Raw genomic sequence first — 19,323 nt, forward strand, 5'->3', positions numbered from 1 at the left:
TCTCAAGCGCGCAGCGTACGTCAAGCGCAGCTCGAGTATTTTGATTCGTGCGATAAATAGAAGGAACAGCACGTGGCAGCATTTCCGGAAAAGGCAAAGGTCGTCATCATCGGGCTCGGCGGTATCGTCGGCGCCTCCATCGCGCATCATCTCGTCGAGCGGGGATGGGACGATATCGTCGGCATCGATAAGTCGGGCATACCGACCGATATCGGCTCGACGGCCCATGCCTCGGACTTCTGTTACACCACGAGCCACGACTATCTGTCGGTCTGGACCACGCAATATTCGATCGATTTCTACGAGAAGATGGGCCATTACGCCCGCATCGGCGGCCTCGAAGTGGCGCGCACCGGCGACGATACCTGGATGGAGGAAATTAAGCGCAAGCTATCCTCGGCACGCGCTTTCGGCACGCGCGCCCATTATGTCAGCCCTTCCGAGATCAAGGAGAAGTTCCCGCTGATCGAGGAAGATCAAGTGATGGGCGGCCTTTACGATCCGGATGCCGGCCTCGTCATTCCGCGCTCGCAGACCGTTGCCGGCAAGCTGGTCGATGCCGCCGAAAAGGCCGGCAAGCTTAAGGTGTTCGGTAACACGCCGGCGAAGTCGCTGATCGTCGAAGGCGGTCGCATCAAGGGCGTCGTCACCCATCGCGGTACGATCATGGCCGACCGCGTCATCGTCTGTGCCGGCCTCTGGGGACGCCTGATCGCGGAGATGGTGGGCGAAGACCTGCCGGTCATGCCGGTCGACCACCCGCTCACCTTCTTCGGTCCATATAATGAATTTGAAGGCACCGGCAAGGAAATCGGCTTCCCGCTGCTGCGCGACCAGGGCAACTCCGCCTATATGCGCGATACCGGCGACCCGGCGACGACGGAGGGCGGCCAGATCGAGTGGGGATATTACGAAGCCACCAATCCGCGCATGTGCCATCCGCGCGATCTTCTCGAAAAACACGAAGCGCGCCTTTCGCCCTCGCAGCGCGATCTCGAGATGGAACAGATCATCGAGCCGCTCGAGCGCGCCATGGAACTGACGCCGATCCTCGGCGAACTCGGCTATAACGAAGGTCACTCCTTCAACGGCCTGCTGCAGGTGTCCGCCGGCGGCGGCGCATCCTGCGGCGAGAGCCAGAAGGTGCGCGGACTCTGGTATTGCGTTGCCATCTGGGTCAAGGACGGCCCGGGCTATGGCAAGCTGATCGCCGACTGGATGACCGATGGCCGTACTGAAATCGATCACAACAGCATCGACTACGCCCGCTTCTATCCGCATCAGTTGACGGAAGAGTTCATCGAGGGCCGCTGCTACGAAGCCGCCCAGAAGATCTATTTCCCGGCTGTTCACACCCGCGAACCCTATGCATCCGGCCGCAACGCCAAGCGCTCGCCCTTCTACGAACGCGAAAAGGAACTCGGCGGCTACTTCATGGAACTTGGCGGCTGGGAGCGTGCGCATGGCTACGCCGCCAACGAGCACCTTCTGGAGAAATACGCCGACCGCGTCCCGGTTCGCGAGAATGAATGGGATAGCCGCCATTTCTGGCGCGTGTCGAATGCCGAGCATCTGGCGATGAGCGAGGATTGCGGCATCGTCAATCTCAGCCACTTCCACATGGTCGATATCGAGGGACCCGACCATGTCGAACTGATGGAATGGCTGTGCGCCGCCAAGATCGGTGGCGGTGCAAATATCGGCAAGGGCATTTACACCCACTTCCTCGACGACGAAGGCATGGTGCGCGCTGACTTCACAGTCTTCCGCATGGCCGATCGATGCCGTCTCGTCAACGGCGCCGATGCCGGCCCGCGCGACCTGCACTACATGAAACGCGTCGCCGAAGACCGCGGCCTCGACGTGATCATCACCGACGTCTCGGAAAAATTCGTGACGATCGGCATCTGGGGTCCGAACGCGCGCGACACGCTGAAGAAGGCCGTGGCCGATCCGGCCGGGCTCGATCAGGAAAATTTCGCCTTTGCGGCGATCAAGCCGATCGAAATCGCCGGTAAGCCCGTCACCGCTTTCCGCATCTCCTATGTCGGCGAGCAGGGCTGGGAATTGCACATGAAGTACGAAGACGGCCTCGCCGTCTGGGATGCGCTGCGGTCGACCGGCGTGATGGCCTTCGGCGTCGAAACCTATGCAAACTCGCGCCGCATGGAAAAGAGCCTCCGCCTGCAGAACGCCGACCTCCTGACCCAGTACAACCTGATCGAAGCCGATCTCGCCCGTCCGAAGGTCAAGGAAGCCGATTTCCGCGGCAAGGCAAAACATCTGGAATACAAGGCGCGCGAACACCAGCCGGCCATGCTCTGCACCCTTGTGATGACCGAGAACACCGACAAATCGGGCGTGAAGCGTTATCCCGTCGGCAACATGCCGGTTGTCGATCCCGCTACGGGAGAGGTTCTGGTCGACGAGCTTGGCCGCCGATCCTACACGACCTCGGTCGCCTACGGCCCGACGGTCGGAAAGAACATCGCCTTGGCCTATCTGCCCTGGTCCTATTGCCAGGTCGGACGCAGGCTGAATGTCGAGTATTTCGCCGAGACTTATCCGGTCGAGGTTGTCGGCGTCGGGTACAAGCCGATCTATGACCCAGAAAATCTGAAGCCGCGCAGCTGAGCACTCACGTGCATGTGGCGCCGCGAGCACGTGGCGCCACGCTGAACGGCGGCTCGATGAGCTCGCTGGTGACACCTGTTCCAGGGGCCCAATAGCTGCTCTAAATCAAAGAAATAGAGCATGATGTTGTCGGCATCATGCTCGAGGCTATTTCCCCTGAAACTTCTTCCGCGCCGCGCGCACCACGCTCTCGGCGAGGATCAGCAGGCAGCCGAGGAGAAGCAGAGCGGCGGCGAGCAGCGCGTCGGCATGGGCGAATTTCACCAGCACGCCGACGACAGCGATCAGCAGCAGCGCCGCCAGCGCCAATGCGCCGTCGTCGATGAACATGCCGAAGAATTCCTTGAACACGACTTTAAGAATATTCGTCATGCGGCGACCTCGGCATGGGCGTTGAAATATTGGCGCAGCATCCGGACCGCGGCGAAGGAAAAGACGGTGAGCACGGCAAGGATCGCCAGGAGCGAAAGGTCGTCGCCCGGCCAGTCAGCGCCAATGCCCTCGCCGACCCAGAATATGCCGAAGGCGCTAAGCAGCAGCCCGACGACGAATTTGAGGCTGTTCTCCGGAACCGCCGAAAGCGGTTTGTGCACGAAGATGCCGATGATCAGCACCAACAGGCAAGCCGCGGCGGCCCCAAGGCTGGCATAACCGATCATGCCATGTCCGGCGCCGGTGGCGATGACAATGAACACCACTTCGATCCCCTCGAGCAGCACGGCCTTGAAGGCCGCAATGCCCGCCAGGAGATTCGCGCGGCGCTCGGAGGATTGGCGCCTCAGGCTATCCGTCTCGGCGGCAAAGGCCTTGTCCTCGTCGTTCAGCGCGATGAAGCCCGAAGCCCTGAGGATCGCCTTGCGCAACCAGCGCAGGCCGAAGAGAACGAGCAGCGTTCCGATGACGAACTGCATCAGCTCGACCGGAATGAGGCCGAGCAATGGACCGAGCGCCAGCACAAGGATTGCCAGAACGCAGAGCGCAAGACCGGTGCCGATGAAGGCCGGCCGCCAGCTTTGCGTAACGCCGACGGCGAGAATGATGGTGAATGCTTCAACGACCTCGACGAAGGAGCCGAGAAATGCGGCGGTGACCGTCGAGGTGATCGTTGTCAGAGTTGTCATGGTGCTCGTCCGTGATGCAAGCGGAGATCAAAGCGTTGTTGATGCCGGCAGCACTGTGCAACAGCTGCGAGATAGGGAAAAGGCGCGCGCTGCTAAAGATTGTGCATGAAGGATATTGAAGGATGACTTCGAAAATCTGGAATCGGCCCTGATCGAACCCCCTATCTCTCCGCCGCCTAGCGATGGACGAGACTTGGAAGAGCTATCTGCTGTCACCGTTTTCAGCTTCGGCGCCATCGTCAGGGGCGCGGCTTGGAATGAAGCGCTTCGAGATCAGCCAGCAGCCGAGCGCCCAGAGCGCGCCTGCGCACCATCCGGCGAAGACGTCCGTGGGGTAATGGACTCCGAGATAGACCCGGCTCAAACCGACAATGACGGCAAGGAAGACGCCGGCGGCCATGACGAAGATCCGCGTCGACGGATAACGCTGCGTTCGCGCGACAAGCGCGCCTAGGGTCAGATAGGTTACCGCCGACACCATGGCATGTCCGCTAGGAAAGCTGAGATCGCTCACTTCGACCAGATGCGGAACGATATCGGGACGCGGCCGGGCGACAAGGATCTTCAGTGTCGCGCTGGCCAGCCAGCCGGTCAGCACCGAGGAAAAGACGAAGATGGCGATCGGCCAGCGCCGGTCGAACAAAAGATAGATGGTGATCAGAGCCGTCAGGAGCGAGAGAACGGTGATGCCGCCAAGGGCGGTGATATCGTCGACGGCATGAGTCAGCCATCCGGGGCCGATCGGCACGGCAAGATCGTCCGCACGTCTCAACGCCAGCAGGATCACCTCATCGAAGCGAAAGGACTCGCCTTCCAGGACTTCACTCGTCAGCCGCTGGAGCACGAACAGTCCGCCCGCGATCGACGCGAGCGTAATCAGCGTCAGCGGTTCATAGGCGGTAAGCCTTGTGAGAAAACCTTGTCGTTGAACCTCAGTCATGCCTGCCGTCGAGCTCCCTTTACATGATGCCGGTCCTCGCCAGATTGGCAACGCGACCTCGGGATTCAAGGCCTAGCTGCATTCAAGGACGCTGCTAAAGGAAGTTTTTACGGTTCGCGAGGCCACCTTTGGCGGTTCATCGACACCACCAGCGAGATGGCGAAAGGCATTGTTCCGGTTGCGCTCCGACAAGGGACCGCTACTGCCGGGTCGGCAAAAACGCGCTGCCGCGGCACACCATCGAGGGCGATCGCACGCAGACCGTCATCCTTTGAAAAGCGCAGGGTCAACAGCTCACGATCGGAAGGCCTTGTTGATGGCCGCAATCAGCGCGGCTCCGGAAAACTGCTTCTGCAGATAAGCAACGCAGCCCACCTTTTCCGCCTCCGTCTTCACGGCGCCGGCTTCCAGCGCCGTGATGAAGATCACCGGAAGGGCCGTCCCCTCGGCCTTCAGCCTGCGTTGCAGATCAATGCCGGACATGCCACCGAGGTCGATATCAAGGACAAGGCAATCTATCGGCTTTTTCCGATCGCGAGCGAGAAAGTCCTCGGCGGACGCATACTCCTCAGCCAGAAACCCGTAGGCGTTGAGCAGCCGCCCGAGGCTGCGCCGCAGGCTTGCGTCATCATCGACGACAGCGACCGTGCGGCGAAGCTTCTCCACCTCATGCCCCCTCCTCTTTCGAACATATGAGAGATCGACGGTTCCTGGCCAGAGTAGGCCAGTTGGAGGTCGATTGATATTGTCCTAAGGGGAAGGAGTCACCTGTCACCCGCCGGCGATGCCGTATCCTGTTCGATGAGGCCGATATTCGCGGCGATCGACACCGCCTCTGCCAGCGAGCGCACGCCAAGTTTTTCCATGACCTGATGTCGATGTACCTTCACCGTGCGCTCCGAGATGCCGAGCGCAAAAGCGATCTGCTTGTTGAGACGGCCGCGAATGAGGAACTGGAACACTTCGGCCTCGCGCGGACTAAGCCCCGCCACCAGGGCCTGCTGGGCTCGAAGGCGGTCGTGTCCGGCCCGCTGCCTTTCATATTGGATGAGAGCGCGATCGATCGCCTTCATCAATGCCGCTGTGTTCGAACTCTTCTCCAGAAAATCCTTGGCGCCCGCCTTCATCGCCTCGACGCTTGCCTTGATGTCTCCTTTTCCGGTCAGAAAGACGACCGGCAATAGCGGCGCCAGCTCGCGCAGCCGCCGTTGGATCTGCAGGCCGGACTGGCCAGGCATCTGGAGGTCGAGAAGAACGCAGCCCGGTTCGCAAACGGAAAGGCCGGCGAGAAACTGGTCTCCGGATTCATGGGCTTCTACCTTGAGGCCGTGTGCGGAAAGCAGCCTTGCGATCGCCGTCCGGTAGGATTTGTCGTCATCGACGATATGGACAATCGGTTTCATCTCGATCGCTCCTCCCTGTGGGCGAGCGGCAGGGCCACGCGAAAGACCGCGCCTCCTTCGGGGCGGTTGTCGGCACGGATCGTACCGCCATAGGTCTCGAGAATGGCGCGGGCTATGGAAAGCCCAAGCCCGGTACCCGCCTGCTTGGTTGTATAGAACGGCTCGAAGATTCTGATCAGCCTCTCTTCGGGAATGCCGTCTCCGGTGTCGGAGACCCGCAGCTCCGCCTTCTCGTTCGCCAGTCCCGTTGCGAAGCTAAGCGTTCTCCCGGCCGGGACGGCGTTCAGCATGGCGTCCATCCCGTTGGTCGCCAGGTTGAGAATGACTTGCTGCACGTGAACCTTGTCGGCACGCACCGGTAGCTCGCCCGGCGGCTGGGTTGAGGTCAGCTTGATTCCGCGCCGTTCCGCCTCGCCGTGAATGATGCGGATTGCGCTCGATGTCACATCGTTCAGATCGAACTCCTGCCAATCGATCTCGTCTCTCTTCTTGAGCAGTCCTCTCATCCGGCTGATGATATCGCCTGCGCGCTGATCGTCTTCCTGGATGTCGAGGAGAATCTGCTGAATCAGTTCGTGATCCGGGTTCGCACTTCGCAGCAGCATCGAGGCTGCCTCGGCATTGTTCCGGATCGCCGAAAGAGGCTGATTCAGTTCGTGAGCGATGGACGAGGATAACGCACCGGCTGTCGCGGACTGATTGAGATGAACGGCTTCCAGCAAATGAAGTTGCGCGCTTCGCTCGGCGTCGCGCCGCCGCCTCCGCTCAAGCAGAAGCACCGAGATGATGCTGGCTTGCGCCAGCAGGAGACCGCTCACCGCCGTCAATATGACCCAATGCTCCTCCCAGAGACTCTTCTCCTTGTGCATCTGGATCGTGCCCGGTGGCAGATCCTTTTCGGCAAGCCCCCAGCGCTGAAGTTGCCGGGCATCGGCGACATAGGTCTGGGGCGCTTCGAGATCCGACACCGTCTTGCCGGCGATCGCATCGATGACCAGGTCGCCGACGGTGCGGCCCAGCGCATCAAATGTAACGGTATTGCCGCCGACGATGCCATGATCGATGTAGGTCTGGTAGGGGCCGTAGACAGGCGCACTGGCGGTCGCTGCGATCTGCCTGATGGCGTCGCGCGGAATGAAGTTGCGCCCTGTCCGATCCTTGAAGACCGTCAATGCCAGGATGATGCTGTCGGGCGGCACGCGCGAAGCGCGTTCGACGAATTCGTCGATCGTCAGATCTTCCAGATAGGTGGTCGTATCAAAGGACTTGGAGAACTGTTTCAAATCCGCGCGGGCGGTCGTCAGCCAAGTCCGGTCGAAGTCGGACGAGCCCCCGACGATGTAGAGGTGGCGGGCGTCGGGCTGCAGGCTCCGGGCCATCTCGGCCGTCTTCAGAATGTTGAATGTCGAGAAGGCTCCGATCACGTCATCCGGCAAAGCGATTTTCTCGGCGGTGGCGGTGCCAAAACCGGCAGCGACGATTTTTGCGCCGGGAGCGATCGTGCCGCGGTTCGCGACGATGAAGCTTGCCGATTCCCGGCCGACGGCCACGACCACGTCAGGGCGGCGTGCTGCGTATTTCTCGCCTAAATATTGGGCCATGCGCGCGATATGGTCGTTTTCCGGAAACCGCGAGAGATCCAGGAACTCGGAAAACAGATCGATCTTGCCGTTGGTCGCCTGCAGCAAACGGCTCCGCAACGCCTCACCGGCAGCGGTCGTCGCCGCGACCCTCTCGTCATAAGGATAAAGAACGAGGACGCGGGGAACCCGGTCGATGACGGCAATCGAGGGGTCGGAAGCTGCTGCCTGACGACTGCACACACCCAGGGCGGCCACCGCCAACAAAAAGGCAGTGCAGCATAATCGACCTGACCATTTGCCCAAGCCCATCAGCTTTCCCCCCAAAGCCGGGCGAACAATAACAGCTTCGCGCTGCGACGTCATCTGCCCCAGCACTACTTTCGATTGCTTCCCGAGAGCGGGATTCCCCAAAGTACAATATCGGGCGAAGACCGTATTCGCTAAGGTCCAGCGCGCCGGGGCAGATATGCGGTCGGCTTCGTAACCCGCCGGAGGCAGCTACGGCAGGAACGTCATTTTCAAAGCAGTCCGGTCGAGCACGCATGCGATCGCAGACCTTTGCCGCGAGCGACACCATCATCGACCGAACTCCAACGGAGGGATTTGACATGAACGGCAGAATCCTTATCCGCTGCATCGGAGCCTTGGCTTCATCCACCATTCTGTGGTGTGCAGCCTTGCCCGTGCAAGCGCAGGACTCTCAGCGAAAACCCAACATTCTGTTCATCGTTTCGGATGATACCGGCTACGGCGATCTCGGCCCCTATGGCGGGGGTGAAGGTCGCGGGATGCCGACACCGAACATCGACAAGCTGGCCGACGAAGGCATGACCTTCTTTTCCTTCTACGCCCAGCCGAGCTGCACGCCCGGTCGCGCCGCCATGCAAACGGGACGCATTCCCAACCGCAGCGGCATGACGACGGTCGCCTTTCAAGGCCAGGGCGGCGGACTGCCTGCGGCCGAATGGACGCTCGCCTCCGTTTTGAAGCGCGGTGGCTATCACACCTATTTCACCGGCAAATGGCATCTCGGGGAGGCGGACTATGCTCTGCCGATTGCGCAAGGCTATGACGAGATGCGGTACGCCGGCCTCTACCACTTGAATGCGTACACCTATGCCGACCCCACCTGGTTTCCGGACATGGACCCGAAGCTGCGCGAAATGTTTCAAAGGGTGACGAAGGGGGCGCTTTCCGGCAAGGCCGGAGGACCTGTCACTGAAGATTTCAAAGTCAACGGTCAATATGTCGATACGCCGGTTATCGACGGCAAGGAGGGCGTCGTCGGCATTCCCTACTTCGACAGCTATGTCGAAAAAGCAGCGCTGGAATTCCTCGACGCTGCCGCCAAGAAGCCCGACGAGCCATTTTACATCAACGTAAATTTCATGAAGGTGCACCAGCCAAACATGCCGGCGCCTGAGTTCGAGCACAAGTCGCTGTCCAAGAGCAAGTATGCCGACTCGATCGTGGAACTGGACACCCGTATTGGCCGGATCATGGACAAGCTGCGTGAAACCGGCATGGACCGAAATACACTGGTCTTCTACACCACCGATAATGGCGCTTGGCAGGATGTCTATCCGGACGCCGGGTACACCCCCTTGCGAGGCACGAAGGGCACGTTGCGCGAGGGCGGCAATCGCGTCCCTGCGATCGCGGTCTGGCCGGGAAAGATCAAGCCTCGCACGTCGAACCATGACATCGTCGGCGGGCTCGATCTAATGGCGACGTTTGCCGCAGTCGGCGCTGTCCCTCTTCCGACAGAGGACCGCGAAAACAAGCCAATCATTTTCGATAGCTATGATATGTCGCCGATCCTCCTTGGCACGGGGAAGTCGGAACGGAAATCCTGGTTCTACTTCACTGAAAATGAGCTTTCGCCAGGTGCTATTCGGGTCAATAACTACAAGTTTGCGTTCAATATTCGTGGCGACGACGGAGCGTCGACCGGCGGACTGGCGGTTGATTCAAACCTCGGTTGGAAGGGGCCGGACAAGTATGTCGCGACGGTTCCCCAGGTGTTCGACCTCTGGCAGGATCCGCAAGAGCGCTATGACATCTTCATGAACAACTTTGCGGAACGAACCTGGATGGGCGTTGTCATGGGCGAAGAGCTCCAGAAGATCATGGCGACCTACATGAAGTATCCTCCCCGAAAGATGCAGAGCGTCGGCTACACGGGTCCGATCACTCTCTCGAACTACGAACGCTTTCAATGGGTGCGGGATCAACTCGCCAAGGATGGCGTGACGCTCACCCTCCCGACCGGGAATTGACAAAGAGCGGCGGCTCTCGAGGCCGCCGCCCGTTTTTTGTTTCCCTGTTGCCAACCCTGGAGAATGACCGATGTCTCTTGTCCGCTTGGCGCCGCGATTGATCTGCCTCATGATCATTGCGCTCGGTGCCGCACTGCTTCATGCCACTTCCCCATTCGCTCAAAGCGATCCTTTGCCCTCCTGGAACGATACAGCCTCGAAAGCTGCCATCGTCTCTTTCGTCGAAAAGGTTATCGGTCAGGGATCGCCCGACTTCGTCCCGGAAAACGAACGGATCGCGGTGTTCGATAATGACGGCACATTGTGGGTGGAACATCCGATGTACACCCAGCTCGCCTTCGCCCTGGACCGCGTTAAGGCACTCGCTCCGCAGCATCCGGAATGGAAGGAAACCCAGCCGTTCAAGGCGGTGCTCGAAGGCGACATGAAGACGCTCGCCGCATCCGGCGAAAAGGGCCTGATGGAACTCATCATGACCACGCATGCGGGGATGACCAGCGGCGATTTCCAGAAAGTCGTCACCGATTGGCTTGCTTCAGCACGCGACCCGAAATTCAAGCGGCCATACACGGAGCTTGTCTACCAGCCGATGATCGAGCTTCTCGCCTATCTCCGCGCCAACGGATTCAAGACCTTCATCGTTTCAGGCGGCGGCGTCGAGTTCATGCGGCCATGGGTGGAAAAGGTCTATGGCGTCCCGCCGGAGCAGGTGATCGGCTCGTCGATCAAGACCGAGTTTAGGATGCAGGACGACACACCGACCCTCTTTCGGCTCCCCGAAATCAATTTCATCGACGACAAGGCCGGCAAGCCCGTCGGGATCAACCAGCAGATCGGCAGGCGGCCGATTGCAGCCTTCGGCAATTCCGACGGAGATCTCCAAATGCTGCAATGGACGACCATGGCGGGCGCACCTGCCAGGCTCGGCGTGCTGATCCATCATACCGATGCCGAGCGCGAATACGCCTACGACCGCGAAACCGAATTCGGCCGCCTCGACAAGGCGCTCGATGCCGCCTCCATCGCCGGCTGGACCGTCGTCGACATGAAGGCCGACTGGAAGCAGGTGTTCAAGGACTAGGGGAATGCGCCGAGCGCCGGAGCCTTGCATGATGGCGCCGTGACCTTCTGGAGCGTCGACGGGGAGCGATTGAGTGGCAGCGTCTGTCCGATCAGCAGCGGTGAGAGGAGTGGCCCTCCTGCTTTTCCTGGTGCTTTCCTTTGCCAAGCACAGCCTTGCGAGTGACGCCCTCTCGACGCCCGCTGCCGACCCGCGAATATCGATCCATGAGGGTTTCGTGGACGAAAAGACGTGCGCATCCTGCCACGCCGATCAGGCGGCGGCTTTTTCGAAGTCCCACCATGCCAAGGCCATGGCGCTCGCCGACGACGAAACGGTCCGCGGCGATTTCGACAATAGCAGGTTCGAACATGATGGCGTCGTCACGACCTTCAACCGCCGCGATGGCCGCTTCTTCGTGAACACCGAGGGTGCGGACGGAGGCGAGGGCGAGTTCGAAGTCAAATATACCTTCGCCTACGAACCGCTGCAGCAGTATCTCGTCGAGATCGGAGGCGGGCGGCTGCAGGCTCTCGATATCGCCTGGGATACGGTCAGACGGCAGTGGTTCTGGCTCGGCAACGGCACCCCGGCCAAACCCGGATCGACCTATCATTGGACAGGTCCCTTCTATCGCTGGAACCGCACCTGCATCGATTGTCATTCGACCGACCCCCAGGCGAAGTTTCAACCGCAGACCAATGAATACAAGTCGACCTACGTCGCCACCAGCATCGGCTGTCAGTCCTGTCATGGCCCCGGCGCGAAACACGTGGCTTCGGCGCGTTCGGGCAATGCTTCGTCCTCCATGCCGGATACAAGCCTGCCGAAAGTCGATGCGGGCATTTGTTTCGCCTGCCACGCCAGACGCACCCGGCTGCTGGACGGCTATCAGCCGGGAAAGCCCTTTCTCGACTATTTCTCCCCCGCCCTGCTGCGACCGGATCTTTATTTCCCGGACGGACAGATACTCGACGAGGTCTTCGAATATGGCTCGTTTCAGCAAAGCAAGATGGCAAGGGCGGGCGTGACCTGTCTCGACTGTCATCGGCCGCACGATGCCGGCCTTAAGGCTGAGGGCAATGCGCTGTGCACGCAATGCCACACCGAGACGAAGCCGGAGCGCTTCGTCAACCAGGATCCGAGCGGCCTGTTCGACACGCCCGCGCATACCCGCCACCAAGCCAGTTCGACCGGTGCACAATGCGCCAATTGCCACATGCCGGAACGCACCTACATGAAGGTCGACCCGCGCCGCGACCACTCCTTCGTCATCCCCCGGCCAGACCTGTCGGCAACCCTCGGAACGCCGAATGCGTGCACGACCTGCCATGTCGACAGAACGAATGATTGGGCAGCCGAAAAGATGGACAATTGGTACGGGACGCAATGGCGCAAACGCGCGTCGATCGCCCATGCCTTCACCGGAGCTGCAAACGGCGATGGAGCCGCGGTGGAGGCTCTGCGCGACCTTGTCGGTGACCAAACCCAAGCAGGAATTGTCAGGGGAAGCGCCATCGCCGCAATGAGCGGGACTGGCGGCGCGGATATCACCGCCGACATTCAAACGGCCGCAACCGATGCAGATCCGCTCGTCAGGCTCGGCGCTGCGGAAGCGGCAGGCAACATTCCGCCGGAGCAGAGGCTGGATGCGATCGGCAAGCTGCTCGGCGATCAAACGCGCGCGGTCCGCGTTGCTGCCGCCAACGTGCTCGCCGGCACTCCTCCCCACCTCTTTGGCGATCAGCAAGTCAATTTCGAAGCCGCCGTCGCGGACCTGCGCGCCTACGTGGAGGCGAATGCTGACGTCGCGGAAACCCAAAGCAATTATGGCTTCTTCCTGTTCGCTCGACAGCGTACGGCCGAGGCCGAGGCCGCCTTCCGGCGGGCGATTTCGCTCGACTCGACACTGGAGGGAATGCGCATCAATCTCGCCGAGTTCTACCGCGCCACCGGTCAGAACGACAGGTCGGAGCAGACCTATGCCGAAGCGATCGGCATGGCGCCCCAACGCGCGGATCTGCGTTACGGACATGCGCTGTCCCTGGTGCGCAATCAGGCATTGGCCGAGGCGATAACGGAACTCGCAGAAGCGGTGCGGCTCGATCCGCAAAACTCCCGCTACAAGACGACCTTGGCCGTCGCTCTGGATTCGGCTGGCCGGACGGAAGAGGCGTTGGACAGGCTCGATGGTTGGGCGGCGGGCGGAGACGCCGACGTCATCGGCTTGGCACTCCAATACAGTCTCAAGCTTCGACGGCTGCCGGGGGCGTTGAGACATGCGGAAGATCTGGCGCGACTGAGGCCTGAGGACCAGCAGATTTCAGGCCTCATCGGACAGCTGAAGCAGGCGATCAACGGAAAATAGGTATTTAAGCTTGTCCAAATCTACTTCTCGCTGCAAAGTGCCGACTCGGGACAACAGTGCCGAGGCGACAAACGAGATCGGGGGATTCTCATGAAAGCCATACACTTGCATGCCATTCTGTTACTGGCAGGCGTCTGCGCGGCGTCGGCCGGTAATGCCGCTGATGTCACGCCACTTACGCCGGAAGCAAAAACTGTCGAGAGCCAGAGCGGCTGGGAATTCACCTTCGCGCCATATTTCTGGGCTGCCGGCATATCCGGCGATATTGGCCAGTTTGGGCTTCCGGAAGTTCATATCGACGCGGATTTCGGCGATATCCTCAATAATCTCGACTTCGCTTTCATGGCGGCAGGCGAAGCAAGATACGATCGCTTCAGCATCGTCGGTGACGTGATCTACACCAAGCTCGGTGCCGACGCCGACACACCTGCCGGCATCCTCGCCGAGAGCGTCGATGTGACATCGAAGACCTTCGCGGGATTTCTTGGCGTCGGTTACGCCGTGCTCGAAGACCAAAATGGCCACCTCGACGTGGTCGGTGGCATAAAGGTCTGGTCGGCCAAAACCGAGATCTCCTTCAATGGCGGCATTCTTGCCGGAGTGGATGTCGAAGACAGCGCCACATGGGTCGATGCCGTCGCCGGCGTCCGAGGAAACTACTTCTTCACGCCGCAAATCTATGTCACCGGATGGGGCCTAGTGGGTGCTGGCGGCGCCGATATCGACTGGGACGTGGCATTGGGCCTCGGCTACAAGTTCAACGATACTATCTCGGCGGTCGCCGGGTATCGTGCACTTGGCGTCAATTACGATAATGACGGGTTCGTCTTCGACGTCGTCCAGCAGGGGCCGATTATCGGGGTTGCCGTCCGGTTCTAGCCGACGGCGAGCTTCGTACTTTCAGTGCTGGTATGCCCGCCTTGGGAAAGTAGGTGTGGTGCAGAAGCTGGAACGGCGACGCCACCAAAAAAGCAGAGAGCCGCTTTAAAACGGTCGCTCATGATCAATCTTCTAAGAAGGTGGTAACGAATCCGAAGACCCACCCACGCCGTTTTCGATCTGTTGTGGAAGGAACTCGATCCCGGACTGACCGCCAAGCTGATCGACGGTCTGCCTGCCCCGCTGCGGTCTCTCTGGCCCGCCATCGCAGGCCGCTAGCGGGGCAGTTGCCTCGGCGCTCGACGCGGGCGGGCAGGTGCTTCTCGATCTCGTTGAGCGGCAGGTTGACGAGTTTTCTGTCATGTTTCGCGCGATCCGCTGCCTGATTCCTCATCAAATGCTCTTCGAACAAGGCCGTGCGCCCACGGCTAATCTCACTGGTGTCTGCGCAGGCGGCCAAAGCGAAAACCATCTGATACCGCGGCGCGGACCATCATCATTTCTCCGATTGTCTCATGCGTCATGAGGCCGATGAGATGATCTGCGCCGTCAACGACAGCGATGGCCGGCACATTTCCCTGCCGCATCAATCGCAAGCTTTCTTCCAGGCTCTTGCGATGATGGATTTTTGGAATATCGACGCGCATCGCGCTTGCGACCGGCATGTCAGGGCCTTTGTCCTTCAACCCACGGATCATGTCGTCACGCGTCAGGAGGCCTTCAAAATGACCGGCAGAATCGACCACTGGAAATTCGCGTTGTGTTGTCGCAAGCAGCATCTCGATTGCCTCGTCGATACTCGCTGAACGATCGAGCCTTGCGAATTTGGTGACCATGACATCGCTGATCAGAACGCTGCCGGAGATCTCGCGGATCTGCGCATTCTGCGCCTCCGCCGCCGCGGCGAGATAGACGAAGATACCGACAAAGATCAGCAGCGGGTTATAAAAGAGGCCAATGAAACCAAAGACAAAGGCTAGCCCCTGGCCGATCATCGCGGCAATCTGTGTCGCACGCGACCAGGTAAGACGCGAAGCGAGAGCGGCACGCAGCACCCGACCCCCATCCATCGGAAAGGCGGGGATCATGTTGAAGAATACCAGAAAGACGTTGACGCCGGCGAGCCTCGTGAGGAAGCCGATCTTCGGGTCGTCGACTTCGATGATCTGCTCCACGCCCACCGATGCGCCGAGCACGAGAACGATCAGCCCGGCGATCACGAGATTGACCAGCGGACCGGCGATGGCAATCAGCAGTTCCTGATGTGGTTCTTCGGGCATGCGCTCAAGACGGGCGACACCCCCTATTGGCAGCAAGGTAATATCCGGCGTTTTGATCCCGAAGTAGCGCGCAGCGACAATATGGCCGAACTCGTGTAACACGACGCAGGCAAAGACGGATAGGATGAAGGCAATGCCCTCCCAGGCCGCGGGCGCGCCGCCGACCCGATAATGCGCAAGCCATATCCAGACGAGCAGGAGCGAGAAGGTGATATGAACGCGTATCACCGTGCCGCCGACCGTCCCGATCTTGAAAGACCATCCCATCAGGCACTCCCTTCCGTTCTGGTGAAGATTTCGGACGCAATCCCTGGCAGTAAAACGGCGGCAAATTGGCTCTGACGCAGATTTGGTGCAATTCTCTCATGTCGAGCCGATCAGGCGGGCTTGAAGAAGATGGATCAAGCTTTCCGCGACCGTACACCTGGCGCTTTACCAGCTTGAGCTTGGTGATCTGCCCCTCAGTTTGTCCGTTGGACTACGGTGAGACGATCGCTGCTCGGACTGCCTGTATGTCTTTCGCAACGCCACTGGCAAAGGAGGCAACCAGACTTTCGCGAGCGCGGTCGATCCACGATGCGAGCTCGTTTTCCGATTTGCGCCAGATCATAAAATGGAAGTCGACAATGATATTGCAAGCAGCGACGAGTAAGGGAACGCCGCTTTCGATCGCGGCGATGGTGACGGTCTCGAATTTCGTCAGGTTGTCTCTGAATGCGGAGACGGTCCGGCCGCTGCCATCGGGACGTAAAAGCGACACCGAGCGCGGCCGTCGCCTGATCTCAGCCCGCTTACTGAATAGTTCCTTAGATCGGAAAACGATTTAAGGATAAATTATGCAGCAGTTCAAACTGCTGCGGCGTCCTTTGCGTGCCTGAAAAGACGCGCGGCGCTGTAGTAGCAAAAGCTCAACCTTCTTTTGCTATTGCTGGAGCCGATTGCGTTGGAGGTGATTTCGGCGATGAAAATTCCGACAGTGATGGTTCTGATGGCGGCCCTCCTGCAGCCGGTCTCAGCCTTCGGCGAGACCGAATGGATAGGCGGCGCGAGGCAATGGTCGGTCGGCTTTGCGAACGCGAGCCCGCACCCCTATTGCCGCCTGCTGTGGGACAGCGAGATCGGCAAGACCATGGAATTCCGCCAGAGCGCAACCGAGACGTTTTGGCTCGTCAAAAAAAACACATGGGACATTCCGGCCGGCACCAAGACCGAGGTGACGCTGACCGACCGTATGGCGACGAAGGTAATCGCTGCCGATTTCTTCGACAAGAACACGCTTCGCCTCTGGGGTCCGGCCAGCAAGGGGAGCGCCGGCCTGAAGAAGATCATCAAGAATTCCTTTGCCGGAATGCCTGACGTGCAGATCAGCTTTGCCGGCGACGAAGGCGACTGGACGCTGCCGCTCTCGCGGGTGGAGCAGCTCTACCCGACCTTCGTCCAGTGCCTCAAGCGTCTCGAGGCCGGCGAAAAGCCAAAGCAGAATTCCGAAACCCAGCCATTCTGAGGCCGATCATAGCGGCGGCGCAGTCTCGCGGATCAGCGTGCGGACAGCCTCGATATCGCCGTTGAGCGGCCGTTCGTCGCCATAATGGCAAACATGCTGCCGCACCGCTTGATAGACAAGGTTCGTGCCTGGCGCCCGCGGCGCCGTCGCCGCCAAGAAATCATGCGCTTGGGCAGCCGCCATCAGCTCGATCGCCAGGATATATTCGGCATTGTCGATGACGGTGAGCAGCTTGCCGGCGGCGGCCGTAGGATGCGCGAGAAAATCTTCCTGCAGGCCGGAGGTCAGCCCGCCGTCCATGGCCGCCGGTGCGGCAAGGCGGCGGTTCTCGTTGCTGAGGGCGGCTGCGGTATATTGGGCGATCATCAAGCCGGAATGGCGGCCGGCGTCGCTGGCCAGAAACGGAGGCAGGCCGCTTACCAGCGGATTGACCAGCCGGTCCATGCGCCGTTCGCTGATCGCACCGATCTGAGCGAGCGCAATCGCCAGGCTATCGGCTGCCTGCCCGAGCGCCGGGGCGACCGCATGCGCCTCGGAGCAGACGATCGGCTGTTCCGGCGTGCCTGAGACAGCCGGATTGTCCGTCACTGAGGCAAGCTCCTGATCGACGACGCGGGCGGAATTGTCGAAGACGTCGCGGGCGGCGCCATGCGCATGCGGCACCGAACGAAGGCTGAGCGCATCCTGCGTGCGCCGGCCGAAGGCGGCGGCGACAAGGCCGCTGCCGGCAAGCCGCGCGCGCAGCGTCGCTCCCACTTTCTCTATTCCCGCCGATGGGCGCAGCGCCAGCACAGCCGCGTCGAAGGCGGCGATCTGGCAGCCCGCCGCTTCCAGCGTCAGGGCTGCGGTGGCATCGGCCCAGTCGAGCAGCCGTTCGGCGCGTGACAGCCCCACGGCGGTCAGGCCGGTGGCGCAGGCCGTGCCGTTGACAAGGCTCAAGCCTTCCTTGGCGCCGAGCACCAGCGGTTCGAGCCCGATCGCAGCAAGCGCCTCGCGACCGCTCATGCGCCGGCCGGCCACGTGAGCGCTGCCTTCGCCGATCAGAACAAGCGCAATATGGGCATTGTGGACGAGATAACCGGCAGAGCCTTTGGATGGCACGTCGGGAATGCAATCATGTTCCAGCAGAGCTGTGAGATGCTCGACGATCTCGCGCCGCACGCCGGAATGGCCATGGGCGAAATTGGCAATCTCAGCAGCGATGATAGCACGCACCTCGCGGGCAGCCAGCAATGGCCCGACGCCGCAGGCATGGCTGAGCACGATGCTGCGTGACAACAGGCTCTGCGAGGCCCGATCGACGACGGTATCCGCCAGCGCCCCGACGCCGGTATTGACGCCGTAGGCGCGCACGCCCGTCTCGACGATACGCGCAACGATGCGGCTTGCCTGCTCGACCCGCCCCCAGGCGGCCGGCGACAGCGCCAGCGCTTCCCCTGCCCCGACGCGCGCGACATCGCGCCAGGTCAGCACGGCATCGATGGTGATCGTCATTGACCGCTTCCGAAATGGCCGATGAACTGGCGGAAAGCCGGTGTCGCGCCGCCGGTGAACATCTCGTCCGGCTTGCCGCTGCTTTCGATCAGCCCCTCGCGCATGAAGACGACGCGGTTCGAGACGTTGCGGGCAAAGCTCATCTCATGGGTGACGACGAGCATGGTCATGCCTTCCTCGGCAAGCGCGCGCATGACGCGCAACACCTCGCCGACAAGCTCTGGATCGAGCGCCGAAGTCGGCTCGTCGAACAGCATCACCTTCGGCTTCATCGCCAGCGCGCGCGCGATTGCGGCACGCTGCTGCTGGCCGCCGGAAAGATGAGCCGGATAGGCGTGGCGTTTATCGGCGATGCCGACCTTTTCGAGCAGCGCTTCGGCCTCGGCGATGCAATCGGCGCGCGGCCGCTTCAACACATGGATCGGACCTTCGATGACGTTCTGCAGGATCGTCATGTGGGACCAGAGATTGAAGGACTGGAACACCATGCCGAGCTCGGAGCGGATATGGTCCACCTGCTTCTGGCTGGCCGGCTTGCTTCGCCCGCCCTTGTGCACCATGCGGACCTCCTCGCCATCGACCCAGATCTCGCCGTCGCTGGCGGTTTCGAGCATGTTGATGCAGCGCAGAAAGGTCGACTTGCCGGAGCCGGAGGCGCCGAGCAGCGAAATCACATCGCCGTCTTCCGCATCGAGGGAAATGCCGCGCAAGACCTCGTGCGTACCGAAGCTCTTGCGGATATTGCGGACCGATAGTCGGGTTACGCCTGGCATGGGTG

General features: G+C 60.8%; 15 protein-coding genes and 1 pseudogene. 6 read left to right on the top strand and 10 right to left on the bottom strand.

The features are described from left to right. Positions 1-72: 72 nt before the first annotated feature. A complete protein-coding gene (locus tag RWK44_RS19080; RefSeq protein ID WP_316029262.1) occupies positions 73-2,634 on the top strand; it encodes a GcvT family protein in 2,562 nt (853 codons plus the stop codon). Between the two features lie 147 nt (positions 2,635-2,781). Here the strand turns inward: RWK44_RS19080 and RWK44_RS19085 are convergent, their stop codons facing one another. From RWK44_RS19085 to RWK44_RS19110, 6 genes are all read right to left on the bottom strand, one after another. Then, positions 2,782-3,006, bottom strand: coding sequence for a hypothetical protein (locus tag RWK44_RS19085; protein ID WP_065283859.1), 225 nt, complete (start codon positions 3,004-3,006; stop codon positions 2,782-2,784). Continuing rightward, positions 3,003-3,755 (bottom strand): COG4280 domain-containing protein, encoded by a 753-nt coding sequence (locus tag RWK44_RS19090; protein WP_131662368.1) that lies wholly within the window; start codon positions 3,753-3,755, stop codon positions 3,003-3,005. The genes RWK44_RS19085 and RWK44_RS19090 overlap by 4 nt, the downstream gene beginning before the upstream one ends. Positions 3,756-3,957: 202 nt before the next feature. Next, positions 3,958-4,695: a phosphatase PAP2 family protein gene (locus RWK44_RS19095; protein WP_025397789.1), complete on the bottom strand. Its 738-nt coding sequence runs from the start codon at positions 4,693-4,695 to the stop codon at positions 3,958-3,960. Positions 4,696-4,989: 294 nt separating this feature from the next. Then, positions 4,990-5,361, bottom strand: a complete 372-nt coding sequence (locus RWK44_RS19100) for a response regulator transcription factor (RefSeq protein WP_131662369.1) — start codon at positions 5,359-5,361, stop codon at positions 4,990-4,992. A 98-nt stretch (positions 5,362-5,459) separates the two neighbouring features. Then, complete coding sequence (locus RWK44_RS19105) at positions 5,460-6,098, bottom strand: response regulator transcription factor (protein ID WP_316029263.1); 639 nt, start codon at positions 6,096-6,098, stop codon at positions 5,460-5,462. Beyond that, a complete protein-coding gene (locus tag RWK44_RS19110) occupies positions 6,095-7,990 on the bottom strand; it encodes a sensor histidine kinase (protein ID WP_131662371.1) in 1,896 nt (631 codons plus the stop codon). Before RWK44_RS19110 ends, RWK44_RS19105 begins: the two co-directional genes overlap by 4 nt. Before the next feature lie 299 nt (positions 7,991-8,289). Between RWK44_RS19110 and RWK44_RS19115 the strand changes: the two genes are divergently transcribed. The 4 genes from RWK44_RS19115 (at position 8,290) to RWK44_RS19130 (ending at position 14,267) form a co-directional block, all read left to right on the top strand. Next, on the top strand, positions 8,290-9,960 hold the full coding sequence (locus tag RWK44_RS19115) for an arylsulfatase (RefSeq protein ID WP_131662372.1): 1,671 nt from the start codon (positions 8,290-8,292) through the stop codon (positions 9,958-9,960). A 109-nt stretch (positions 9,961-10,069) separates the two neighbouring features. Then, on the top strand, positions 10,070-11,041 hold the full coding sequence (locus tag RWK44_RS19120; protein WP_376775265.1) for an HAD family hydrolase: 972 nt from the start codon (positions 10,070-10,072) through the stop codon (positions 11,039-11,041). Positions 11,042-11,114: 73 nt separating this feature from the next. Then, positions 11,115-13,388: a tetratricopeptide repeat protein gene (locus tag RWK44_RS19125; protein WP_131662374.1), complete on the top strand. Its 2,274-nt coding sequence runs from the start codon at positions 11,115-11,117 to the stop codon at positions 13,386-13,388. Between the two features lie 90 nt (positions 13,389-13,478). Continuing rightward, positions 13,479-14,267, top strand: a complete 789-nt coding sequence (locus RWK44_RS19130; protein ID WP_131662375.1) for a DUF481 domain-containing protein — start codon at positions 13,479-13,481, stop codon at positions 14,265-14,267. A 434-nt stretch (positions 14,268-14,701) separates the two neighbouring features. On the opposite strand, the gene RWK44_RS19135 is transcribed toward RWK44_RS19130, so the two are convergent. Next, entirely contained in the window at positions 14,702-15,814 is a 1,113-nt protein-coding gene (locus RWK44_RS19135) for a site-2 protease family protein (RefSeq protein WP_221947052.1), read from the bottom strand. Between the two features lie 96 nt (positions 15,815-15,910). After that, positions 15,911-16,262 (bottom strand): annotated as a pseudogene (locus RWK44_RS35140) (transposase); the annotation flags it as partial. A 246-nt stretch (positions 16,263-16,508) separates the two neighbouring features. Between RWK44_RS35140 and RWK44_RS19140 the strand changes: the two are divergent. Then, on the top strand, positions 16,509-17,051 hold the full coding sequence (locus RWK44_RS19140) for a hypothetical protein (protein WP_131662376.1): 543 nt from the start codon (positions 16,509-16,511) through the stop codon (positions 17,049-17,051). 6 nt (positions 17,052-17,057) lie between these two features. On the opposite strand, the gene RWK44_RS19145 is transcribed toward RWK44_RS19140, so the two are convergent. Both RWK44_RS19145 and RWK44_RS19150 read right to left on the bottom strand, forming a co-directional pair. After that, positions 17,058-18,545, bottom strand: a complete 1,488-nt coding sequence (locus RWK44_RS19145; RefSeq protein ID WP_221947053.1) for an HAL/PAL/TAL family ammonia-lyase — start codon at positions 18,543-18,545, stop codon at positions 17,058-17,060. After that, positions 18,542-19,318, bottom strand: a complete 777-nt coding sequence (locus RWK44_RS19150) for an ABC transporter ATP-binding protein (protein WP_003548676.1) — start codon at positions 19,316-19,318, stop codon at positions 18,542-18,544. Before RWK44_RS19150 ends, RWK44_RS19145 begins: the two co-directional genes overlap by 4 nt. Positions 19,319-19,323 lie beyond the last annotated feature (5 nt).

Origin of the sequence: Rhizobium sp. 25PS6 (genome assembly GCF_032464655.1) — a bacterium.
GTDB lineage: Bacteria > Pseudomonadota > Alphaproteobacteria > Rhizobiales > Rhizobiaceae > Rhizobium > Rhizobium laguerreae.